6 protein-coding genes are annotated in these 11624 nt (G+C 66.0%); 3 read left to right on the forward strand and 3 right to left on the reverse strand.

Annotation, left to right across the window (positions count from 1 at the left end):
- Positions 1 to 194 precede the first annotated feature (194 nt).
- The 3 genes from NQ034_RS16470 to NQ034_RS13425 all read left to right on the forward strand — a co-directional run bounded on the left by NQ034_RS16470 (position 195) and on the right by NQ034_RS13425 (position 5132).
- Entirely contained in the window at positions 195 to 2741 is a 2547-nt protein-coding gene (locus NQ034_RS16470; RefSeq protein ID WP_257049440.1) for a SpaA isopeptide-forming pilin-related protein, read from the forward strand.
- Between the two features lie 71 nt (positions 2742 to 2812).
- Positions 2813 to 4180, forward strand: coding sequence for a SpaH/EbpB family LPXTG-anchored major pilin (locus tag NQ034_RS13420; protein ID WP_257049441.1), 1368 nt, complete (start codon positions 2813 to 2815; stop codon positions 4178 to 4180).
- Positions 4181 to 4202: 22 nt separating this feature from the next.
- Positions 4203 to 5132 (forward strand): class C sortase, encoded by a 930-nt coding sequence (locus tag NQ034_RS13425; RefSeq protein WP_257049443.1) that lies wholly within the window; start codon positions 4203 to 4205, stop codon positions 5130 to 5132.
- An 81-nt stretch (positions 5133 to 5213) separates the two neighbouring features.
- On the opposite strand, the gene NQ034_RS13430 is transcribed toward NQ034_RS13425, so the two are convergent.
- From NQ034_RS13430 to NQ034_RS13440, 3 genes are all read right to left on the reverse strand, one after another.
- On the reverse strand, positions 5214 to 7949 hold the full coding sequence (locus NQ034_RS13430) for a helix-turn-helix transcriptional regulator (RefSeq protein WP_257049445.1): 2736 nt from the start codon (positions 7947 to 7949) through the stop codon (positions 5214 to 5216).
- A gap of 337 nt (positions 7950 to 8286) precedes the next feature.
- Positions 8287 to 10323: a M13 family metallopeptidase gene (locus NQ034_RS13435; RefSeq protein ID WP_257049447.1), complete on the reverse strand. Its 2037-nt coding sequence runs from the start codon at positions 10321 to 10323 to the stop codon at positions 8287 to 8289.
- A gap of 136 nt (positions 10324 to 10459) precedes the next feature.
- The gene (locus tag NQ034_RS13440; protein WP_257049449.1) at positions 10460 to 11377 is read right to left on the reverse strand and encodes an endonuclease domain-containing protein; all 918 of its coding nucleotides are present in this window, start codon (positions 11375 to 11377) and stop codon (positions 10460 to 10462) included.
- Positions 11378 to 11624: the final 247 nt, after the last annotated feature.

The following is an 11624-nucleotide window of genomic DNA, read 5'->3' on the forward strand; positions in this document are numbered from 1 at the left end:
TCACGCTAGGGCGGAATCTCCCCCTTGGGTGATGCGAATTACTACGCACACTTTACGGATTTACGAGCGGCTGTTTGGCGCGACTACCTATCTTCCGCAGGATACCTATGGGTTCTTCTCGATTCCCTCGTAGGTTTGGGCGCGTATCGAGCTCGAACCTGCTCCCCAGCAGGTCCATCTGAGGAGCAGTAGTAGTGAAGAAACCTGAACACGCCACCGGGCGCGCTCGTCCCGGTAGCCTGAAACGACTGAGCGCGGTTGTCGCCACCGTGGCGCTGACGGCCACCGGCGTGGGATTCGGCGCCGGGACCTCTTGGGCCGCACCGAGCACCTCCGCCGAGGTCACCGCCGATCCGACGGCGACGTCCACCGCGACGAGCAGGTCGACCGCGGACTCCACTTCCAGCGCAACGGCATCGGCTGCGAATTCCAAAGACGCGGTGAAGTCCGTCGACATCGGCCCGCAGGCCGCGGCACGCACCATTCGCTGCGATGCGGGGGTTGTCTACGGGGTGTCTGCGAACGGGCAGCTCCAAGAGGTCACCAACGGTAATGTGCAGGAAGTTGGAAACAAGGCAACGTCCACCACCTACGATTGGTGGGGAAATCCCAGGGAGAATCCGGTCTCTTCCTTCAACGGACTGGGCATCGGTACCGACGGCCAGCCGATCTACGCCTATGAGCGCGGTGATCGATCGAATATGACGATCTACCAGTACAACCCGACCGTCGGCACATGGAGCAAGAAGACCGACTATTCGCTGTCCGATAATTACCGGGCCAGTAGTCTCGTCGCCGGTGCCGTGAACCTGGCCACGGGGGACTACTACTTCGGTGGATATTCTGGGTCGAGTAATAACCAGACTTTCAAAATCTGGAAGTACACGGGGTCCGGCTCGCCCACCTACGTGGGCGACATCAGCGCACCTGGGATTCCCCGTGAGTCAGGTGCGAACGGCGACATCGCCTTCGATGCCAATGGGAATCTCTTCGTGGTCCTTGGCAGTGGCAGTTATACCAAGGTCTTCTCGGTGACTGCGGCGAACCTGGCGCGGGGCAATGGCGGCCGCATCACCTCGTCTGTATCCGGTACCTATGACACAACCTCCAATGTCAACGGCGTCGCCTTCGACTCCGATGGCAAGGCCTATCTGGGCTCGGGCAGTACCGTGCAGTCCTATGACATGCCGAACTGGTCGAACCAGGCCACTTTCGTTAACCGTGGCCTGTCCAGCACCGACCTGGCCTCGTGCTCCTCACCTGCCACGATCACCGTCCGCAAGGACGTGGTGGGCCGGGCGCAGGCAGCCGATCAGTTCCACCTGACCGCAAAGCAAGGCGATACGGTGCTGGGTGAGGCCACCACGGAGGGCAGCGACACCGGCGTCCAGGATCAGATCGTCGGCCCACAGCCGGCCAAGCGGGCAACCGAACTGACCTTCTCGGAAGCCGGCGCGGGCAATACCGACTTGGGCGACTACGCCTCGGCCTATGAGTGCGAAGCCGACGGCCGGCATATGACCAATGCCAGCGGCACCGGGACCTCGGGCAAGGTGTCGATTCCGTCCGGTGTCAAGGCGGTCGTCTGCACGATCAGGAACGCCCCGCTGACCGCCGATGTGACGATCCACAAGGACGTCGCGGATGCCAACGGCGAGAACGCCGCCCCTGCCCAGGACTGGACGGTGGGCGCCAAGACCAGCACCACCGCGGGCACGGTCAACTCGGTTCCCACGGCCGCAACCCAGAAGACCAACGCCTCCGGCGATGCGAAGTGGGCGCTGAAGTTCGGCACCAGCTCGTCACAGGCCACTGTGGACGTCTCCGAGGTCCAGCAGTCCGGTTATGCCTTCCACGAGGGCTCGTGCACCGTGACCCACCTGGACGGATCCACGACCAAGACCACGCTCGACGACGAGAAGGCGAAGTCGCTGAAGGGCATTGTGCCCGGCGACTCCGTGAAGTGCTCGTACACGAACAAGGTCGCGGGCTCCCACCTGAGCCTGGTCAAGCAGGTTGACAACAGGTACTCCGGCGATGGCAGGGCCTCCGATTGGACGCTCAAGGCGGTAGGCGCGGACAAGACAATCGAGGGCAAAACCGGCACCGCCGATGTCACGACGGTCAGCGTTCCGGCCGGCGGCTACACTCTGTCCGAATCCGGGGCCAAGGCCGGTTACCGGGCAAGCGCCTGGAGCTGTGTGGACGCGGATAAGAACACCGTGGACGTTTCCGATGCGAAGGTCGACCTGAAGTCCGGCACGGACGTCACCTGCACGATCACCAACTCGGACAAGCCCGGCCAGGCTACCTGGTCCAAGGTCGACGATGGAGGCCACGGCCTGGCCGGCTCCGTCTGGACCCTGACCGGCCCCGGCAATTCCACGACCTCCGTCGAGGACTGCGTTGCGGACAATGCAGACGCGTGCACGGGTGCTGACAAGGACCCTGCCGCCGGCACCTTCAAGCTCGACGGTCTGCACTGGGGCGACTACACCCTCCGGGAGTCCAAGGCTCCCGTGGGTTACACGCTCGACGATAAGGAACACCAGTTCACCGTCAAGGGCGATGATCTGGCCCTGAACATCGGGACGATCGTCAACACACAGGCCGAAGCGCCTGCGCTGCCGCTGACCGGCGGCCGTGGCACGGACGCCTTCGTCCTGGCCGGCGGGGCGACCCTGCTGGTCGCCGGAGCAGCCGCCTCGGTCTACGGCATCCGCCGACGCCGCAGCGCCTGAGCCCTCCAACAGCAAACCCACCCACGATTCTCCCTACCCGGCCATCCGGCCACCCCTGAAAGGAAACACCCATGGGAAACTCGAAGTTCGGCTTGTGGCAGCGTCTGACTGTCATCGCGGCCGCTTCCGCTCTGAGCGTCGCCGGCCTGTCCGGTGCCGCCAACGCCGTTGAAGTCACCGGTGTCGGCAACATCGACTCCACGGCCAAGGGCTCCATCACCCTGCACAAGTACGACTCGGAAAACCCCGGCGGTAAAGGCGATGGTTCGAAGATCACCGACACCGACGCGCTGGGCAACCCCCTCGAAGGGATCGGCTTCACCCTCTACAAGGTCAACGACGTCGACCTGACGACGAACGCCGGCTGGACCGAGGCCTCGCAGGCCACGGCCGGTGACTACACCGGTACCGCACTGACCAAGGTGGGCGAGAAGACCACCAACGCAGCCGGGGAAATCGATTGGTCCAACCTGGACCTGGGCCTGTACAAGGTCGTCGAGTCCAACTCGGATGCCGTCACCGCCAAGGCCGCCGACTTCCTGGTGACCCTGCCTCTGCCCCAGGGCAAGGGCGGCTGGTTGTACGACGTCAACGTCTACCCCAAGAACACCGTCAAGGAGGGCACTCCGGTCAAGGAGGCCAACGATCCTTCGAACGTGGTCATCGGCTCCGACGTGACCTGGGACATCAAGGCACCGGTCAACGCCAAGGGCAAGAAGATCGCCAACTTCTCCATCGGCGATAATCTGGACCCCCGCCTGGGCTACAAGTCCACGACCGTCGACGGCTTCACCGAGGGCACCGACTACACGGTGAACGTCGATGGCCAGAAGGTCACCGTCGAGTTCACCGCCGCAGGCGTCGCCAAGCTCAAGCCTGCGCAGGTCGTGACCGCCCACATCACCACCACCGTCAAGGACCAGGGGGATGGCACGGTCGAGAACCAGGCCATCGTCTACACGAACGACCCCAAGCACGAGACCGGCACCAAGACCAATGAGCCCACCACCAACTGGGGTTCGCTGGACCTGGTGAAGTACGCCAAGGACGATGAGTCCAAGTTCCTGGCCGGTGCGGAATTCGATGTCAAGCACGGTGACAAGGTCGTCGGCCACCTGGTGACCGACGCCAACGGCAAGGCCGGCATCACCCTGTGGGTCGGCAACGACGATGACACGACCGAGGACTACACCCTGGTCGAGACCAAGGCCCCGGCCGGCTACGTGCTGGACTCCACGCCGATCAACGTGACCGTCAATGCCGGTGACACCGCCCATGCCGCCATCGCCAAGGTCGCCAACACGCAGTCCGGTCACCCGGAGCTGCCCCTGACCGGTGCCAACGGCAAGCTGCTGGCGACCATCGCCGGTATCGCCCTGCTGCTGATCGCCGCGGGTGCGGGCATCGTCGCCGCCAACCGTCGCAAGACGAACGCGTGAGCAATCGGGTAGCAGCACGACTATGAGCGATATGCTCACGCAGCGGCGCAGGCCGGCGAAAGCCGGACTGCGCCGCTGGCGTTTCCCGAAACTTCCGGCCTTCATCGCCGTTGTGGCCCTGGTGGGCCTGAGCGTGTGGACGTACCCGTCCGTCGCAGCGTGGTTCAACCAGCTGGACCAGTCGAAGATCGTCGAAGAGGCCGGCACCGTCCACGACGGCGCTGCCAAGTCCAATGCGGAACAGCTCAAGGCAGCCCGTGCCTATAATGAGCAGCTGGAATTCGGCGCCACCCTGGAGGCCGGCCACCGGATCCCCTCCGGGCGCACCCCGGCGGCGGGCGAGGATTCCAGGGCACCCGATGTTCCCACCTATGACGAGGCCCTCAACGACGGTCGCAGCCCGGTGATGTCGCGCCTGCGGATCCCCAAGATCGATCTGGATCTGCCGATCTACCACGGGACCTCGGACGAAACCCTGCTCAAGGGCCTGGGGCACCTGCAGGGCACCAGCCTGCCCGTGGGCGGCGCTGATACCCACGCCGTCATCACCGGCCACCGCGGTCTTGCGGAGGCCACGATGTTCACCAACCTGGACAGGATCGACAAGGGCGATCACTTCACCCTGACGACCTTCGGCGAGGTGCTGGCCTACCAGGTGATCTCGACCAAGGTCGTCGACCCGGACCAGACCGAATCCCTGCGGCCCGAGGCCGGCAAGGACCTGGTCACGCTGGTCACCTGCACCCCGCTGGGCATCAACTCCCAGCGGATTCTGGTCACCGCCCAGCGGATCTTCCCGACCCCGCCGGCTGATCAGGAGGCCGGGACATCCGCCCCGAACGTGCCTGGCTTCCCCTGGTGGGTGCTGATCCTGGGCGGGGGTCTACTGGCCGCGATCGGCTATGTCTGGTGGGCGGGTCGGCCGGTGACTCCGCGAGGCAGCCGCCACTGAAGCCGGACTCTCCGATTCGCAGTCGTTTTGGTCTGAAATCCGCCGCGGATTTCAGACCAAAACGACTGCGAATCGGTAGGTTCAGTGCGTCTGCAGGCGACCGGCCGCCCGGAGCTCGAGGATGCGCTGTGGGATGTCGGTGCGCCGCGCGGCCCCCAGCTTGCCACGGGCCGAGAGCACGTGAGATTCCACGGTCCGCACCGAGAGGAACAATCTCTGGCTGATCTTGACATTGGTCAGGCCCTCGCCGACCAACCTGCAGATCTCCGCTTCCCGCCGTGTCAGGGACACCGGCGCGGCGGACTCGGACGATTCGATCCGCGGTGCCGGCCGTCCAGTCGCGATCGTCTTGAGCATGGCCCCGGCCTCAGCCGCACGTTTGGCGGACCGATTGGCGATGAACAGGGCCCGCGCGTGCTGCAGTGCGTGTTCGGCGGCTTCACGGTAGTTCGTGGCGGCCAGGCGTCGTCCGGCGTCGAACAGGGCGTCTGCGTCCCCGGCTGCCAGGGCCAACACATGATCGCGCAGGGCCAGAGGGCCGGGCAGCCCGATCCGCTGCAAGCTCTCGAGTTCCCTTGCCGCCTGCCCCGCCGCCACGGTTCCATCGAGCACCTGCGCGTGCAGGAACACGGCGTGCATCCAGTCGGGCCGGGGCTCGGACGGGTCGGCGCCGGGGCCCTGCAGCAGTGCCACCAGGAGTTCGAGGTGGGAGGACGGATGTCTGGCGGCGATGGTGCCGCGGGCGTGGAAAACGGACCCGATTCGCTGCCGGGACGAGACGCTGAGCAGTCGGCGGATCGTCGTGTGCATGCCCCAGCCCACCGCTAGCAGGGAGGGATTGAGTACATCGGCAAGGGCGTCCAGATCCCGTGCCGCGGTCTCCAACTCTCCTCGCAGCACCCGCCGCAGCCCCTGGCACCAAGCCGTGGCGCTGGATGCCACCGAGCTGACCTGTTCGGGGTTCGTCACCGCTTCGCTGAGGAGCCCGCGCAGAGTGGTCGTCGTCTGTTCGGGCTCGATGCCGGCCAGCATGAATTCCACCGAGGTGGCGACGACGAAGAACCAGATCATCGACAGTGACAACCCATCCGGGGTGTGATCGCGCACGGCCAGGAGTTCTGCGATGATCTCCGTGCCCCGCTCGGCGAAATCCCGCAGCTCCTCCGGTTGGCCGCGGCTGAGCCGGTCCTGGCACAGCAGAATCAGCGCGGACAGCCGAAGCACGCTGGGCAGATCACGGTTGTCGGCGACCAGCAGGGCGGCCTCCGGATCGAGGCGCGCGCTATTGGCGAACGAGTCGAGGAGCTTTCCGGCCCCTGGGTACTCCTGTTCCACCGGTCCTTGGAGGAAAGCGGTCCACCAGGCGGGAACACCGAGGTTCGGGCCCGTCCAGGCGATGATGGTGGCAATGGTGTAGAGCAGCTCGACATCGGGCGGGGTTCCGGAAGCGGCTTTCACTGTGGCCCGTTCCGCAGCCCGCTCGGCCATGGCCCGGGCGGGGCGGTACTCTCCGCGGATCAGCAGCGACGTCAGGTGCTGGAGCTCCACTGCGGGGAGCGCGGGCTGCTCGATGGACGCCGATTTCAGGAAGACCTCGGCCTCGACCGGATTGCCCAGCCGGTTGGCGATGCGCGCGGCCGCGATGAACAGGGGCGTGTGCTGCGCGCCGGCGGTGCCCGAATGCACGAGGCTCCTGGCCAGGCGCAGGGTCGCCGATTCCCCGATGGCGTATCCCGAATCCCACAGCCGCTGCAGACTGCCCTCGACGGAATCCCAGTCCTCGTCCGAGGGCGCCTCCGCCGTCTCCAAGAGGGCGTTGGCCGTCAGGGGAGAGACGACGACATAACTGTGCGCGCCCGGGATGCGGTGGGCCAGGCCCAGACTCGTCAGGGTCCCGACGGTGGGCGCTCCGAACAACTGTGTGGCGGTCTGGCGGGGCAGTGGGCTCAGCTCGGCGAGCATGACGGCGGCGCGCACCCTGGTCTGCGACAGACCGCGGGCCCGGTCGGCCAGGCGGCTCGGCGCCTGTGCGCCCAGATAGTGGGAGTCAACGCTGCCGCGGGGATAGTGCCGGGGTACGAGATACGGTTCGTAGAGTGCCCACGCCGCCAGATCGGCGGCGACCAGTGGACGTCCCTCCGAGAGGACGACGAGTGTCTGCAGTTGGAGGTCGTCGAGGGTCCCGGGTGGGCAGATGTCCATGATGATCTGGCGGACTTCGTGGTCGGTGAGTTCCGGTACGTCCAGGCGGATGAGTCGACCGGACAGCCAGGCATCGCGTAGCAGGGCGAGGGTGCCTGAGCGGTTCGCGGCGAGTCGCAGGGCGTCCATGTCGATGAAGCAGCACAGCGCCACCCGGCCATCGGCCAGACTCGCATCGATGAGTGGCCCGGCCTCCTCCGGCAGCCGGTGCGCCGCCTCGACGATCCGGATGCAGTGCCCGCCGGCATCGGGGCGGAGGAATCCCTCAAGCTCCTCGGCGGTGGTTCCGGTGGTGGCCTGCAGCAGGAACCGGTCCGGTCCCACGGCCGGGGAGCCGTCGCCCTGAGCGGGATATGGGCCGGAGTCTCGCTGCGCGGTGGTGCGGTGCAGGACTCCGGCCAGTGCCCGGGCGGTGCGGGTGAGGCCGGAGCCGACCTCGCCGACGACCAGGCAGGAGTTGCCGGCGGCCAACTCGTCGGCCAGGTGGCGGATGAAGTCCTCGCGTGACCGGCCGGGCGAATGCGGGGTGCTGGCGCTGCCGCCTGTTTCGTGGCCCGACTCGGGAACTTCGAGGTTCCGCGCGAATCCGGAAGGACGCGGTGGTACATGGTCCAAAGGATGGTGCGACAAGATGGTGCCTTTCCAATCTCGGTTCTCCTGCTCTGTTTGGGAGCCGAATTGCCGTGAGCCGAAACCACATCCATCCTAGCTGTGAAAACCGTAATTTACGTGTGAGATCAGTAGCCTGGTGTTCCCAGACTACTGACCTATACGGCTTTGACTACTCTGATGCGGTGGGTCCCTCTCCAGATGGATTGTGTAATCCAGCAGGCAGTGCCTACGTAGATTCCGTTCATCGGGGTAGAGGACGCAAGGCGGGGAATCTCCCCCTGCACTGGAGGAGATTCCCCGCGTTGCTTCCACCGAGTCCGTGGACCGGCCCTGCCCTAGCTCACCAGATCGTCACGCGCTCCTCGGGCGCCAACCACATCGGATCGGCCTCGGTCACACCGAAGGAATCGGCGAAGGCGTCGATGTTCTTCACGATCTGATTGCAGCGGAACTCCTCGGGCGCATGCGGATCGATCGACAGCCGGCGCTCGCGTTCTGCCGGCCTGAACTTGGCCCGCCAGGCGTTCGCCCAGCTGCAGAAGAAGTCGTGTGCGTCCTGGGCCGTCACCTCGGTCCCGGATGCCGCGGCGGCCAGGTGCAGGGCCTTCCAGGCGATCGACAGCCCGCCCAGATCGCCGATGTTCTCGCCGATCGTCAGCCCGCCGTTGACGTGGAACTTCGGTTCATCGGCGAAGCCCTCGGGCACCAGCGCATCGTACTGGGCGATCAACCCGCTCGTGCGCTCCTCGAACCGGGCCCGGTCCTCGGCCGTCCACCAGTCGACCAGATTGCCGTGGCCGTCGTAGCGGGAGCCCTGGTCGTCGAAGCCGTGGCCGATCTCGTGGCCGATCACCGCGCCGACCGCCCCGAAGTTCGCGGCGTCGGAGGCCTGTGGGTCGAAGAACGGCGCCTGCAGGATCGCCGCGGGGAACACGATCTCGTTGAGCACCGGGTGGTAGTAGGCGTTGACCGTCTGTGGGGTCATCAGCCATTCCTCGCGATCGATCTCCCCGCCGATCCGTCCGGTCAGCCTGTCGTACTCCGCGACCGAGGCCCGGCGCACATTGCCCACCAGGTCGTCGGCGACCACGGTGAAGTCGTAGCTGCGCCAGACGTCCGGGTAACCCACCTTGACGCCGAACAGTCCCAGTTTCTCCAGCGCGCGGACCTTGGTGTCAGGGCCCATCCAGTCCAGGTCCTTGATCGAGTGCTCATAGGCCTCGACCAGCTTGTCGACCAGTTCGGCGATCCGCGCCTTGGACTGGGGCGGGAAGTGCTGGGCCACGTACAGCTTGCCCACCGCCTGGCCCAGCAGCGATTCGACGATCGACACGCCGCGCTTCCAGCGTTCCCGCTGTTCGGGAGTGCCGCTCAGCGCACGCCCGAAGAACTCGAAGTCCGCCTTGGAGATCTCCTCGGTCAGCAGTGCGGCGTTCTCCTCCAACACGCTGTAGAGCACCCAGGCCCGCAGTACCTGCAGGTCGGTCTCCTGCCATACCGCACCCAGCCCGGTCAGGAAGTCCGGCTGGCCCACGATCATCCGCTCGACGGTCTCCAGACCTGCGCCGGTCAGCCATGCGGCGAAGTCGAAGCCCGCAGCCAGTTCGATGGCCTCGGCGGAGGTCCGCGGGTTGTAGCCGGCCTCCGCATCGCGCGTGCGCACGCGGTCCCAGTGGTGGGCGGCCACGGCGGTCTCGAAGGCCAGCACGTGCTCGGCCAGGTCCGCGTCGCTGTAATCGGTGTGTTCGCTCAGGCCCGCCAGTGCGCTCATCCGTGCGATGTGCGCCCGGTACTGTTCACGGATCTCGGCGTAGTCGTCGCTGGAGTAATAGACCTCGTCGGGCAGGTGGATGCCGCCCTGATGGGTGTAGAGCGCGTAGTGGGCGGAGTCCTTGGCGTCGGCATCGATGTAGATCGCCACGGGTCCGGAGGTCCCCGTGCGCTCCAGTCGGCCCAGGACCTCCGCGAGGGCCGACTTGTCGGCTGCGGCCTTGATCGCGGCGAAGTCCTCGGCCAGCGGTCTCAGGCCGCGTTCGGCGATCGTGTCGGTGTCCATGAAGCTGGCGTAGAGGTCGGCGACCTGCTGCTCGGGGCTGCCCGGGGCGTGCGTGGGGGAGTCCGCTGAGTCGGCGGGGCCCGCGGGCTGGGAGTCCGTGGGCTGGGACAGGGCGGTGATGAGCTCGCGGACCGCGGCCTCGGCGCCGTCGAAGAGTTCGCGCATCGCGCCATCGCCGGAACGGTCCTGCGGGATCTCGTGATCGCGCAGCCAGGCGCCGTTGACGTGCTTGAACAGGTCGACGGTCGCGGGAGTGGCCGCATCGAGGTACGGAAGGTCGAGTGCGGGTGTCTGCGCAGATGTGTGCTCAGCTGAAGTCATACCTGCACGTTACCCGGAGTGGACACTCGATGGTCTCAGCCCGCACCGAGAGTCCGGTTCATGCGGTCTCTCCCGGTCTCCAACTGCATGAACCGGCCAGTGGATGCAGTGTGCGCGCACCGAGTGGGAATCATCCTTAGTAGAGCTCCTGCACCCGCTCCGCAATCGCCTGCTTCACCTCATTCAGCGCCCAGTCCAGGCCGCTGTGCTTGCTCACCCGGATGACCAGCCAGCCGGCCTTCTGCAGGGCCAGATAGCGGCGGATGTCGTACTCGAACTGCTCGTCGTCCCAGAAATGGTGCCCGCCCTCGTATTCGATCGCCACCTTGATCCCCGGATAGCTCATGTCCGGATGGATCACGCCCAGCCCGGGTACGTCGACCGCATGGCCGACCAGCGGTTCGGGCAGCCCAGCGGCGATGATGTCCAGGCGCAGCCGGGTCTCCCGCGGCGAACCGACGCCCTCGTGTGCGCGCTTCAAAGCCCGCAGCAGTCGGCGCCGCCCGCGGAACCCGGCGGCCTGCGCGACGAAGTCCGCGAGCTCTTCCTTCGAACAGGCCCTGGGTCCGTTCCATGGGCCCAGCAGTGCGTCGAGGACGTAGACCAGGGCCTCCTCGGCGAGGCGCCCGGCGAGTTCCAGGACCAGGTACGCGAGGCTCTGCACCGCGACGCCGGCCATGAGCTCCCCCTGCGCGCGGTGCCGCTGGCTGCGCAGGGCGACGACGCCGCGGCGCTTGATGATGCTCGCGCCGGCCGGCCGCGTGACTTCGAGGTCTACGGGCGGGCAGGGTAGGGGGAATCCCAGCAGATACGCGGCCGAGGTCCCGCCGGCTAGGGCGTCTGGGAACAGCAGTTGCAGGGCGGCAACGCGCTCGCGGATGCGCAACCAGCTGGAATCCCCGGGTCCGTAGGCGGGGCACAGCACTGACTCGCGGATGTCCTCGCGAGCCCAGATCCCGGGGATGACCAGCCGCAAGCCCCCGGTTCCGTCGCGGGGCTGCCGACCGGTCAGGGCGCGGACATCGGAGGCAAGCAGAAGCGTTGGCAAACTCATGTATTTGTAATCATTAAACATTTAGTGAGTGTAAATGATGTTGAATAGCTTTAATAGGCTAATTCACACTCGTCATGCCTACGCTTCATCGACTGGCCGGTTCATGCAGATTCTTGGAGATGTCATGTCTCAGGACATCGGGGCCACGTGATGTCTCAACCAGGTGTGTCCATTGATGTCTCATGACTTCGTGTCCATCTCGGGTCGATGCGTGTATTTCGGATCGTTGAGGAATCCTCTGGGGCGT

Source organism: Brevibacterium moorei (assembly GCF_024580735.1).
Classification (GTDB): Bacteria; Actinomycetota; Actinomycetes; order Actinomycetales; family Brevibacteriaceae; genus Brevibacterium; species Brevibacterium moorei.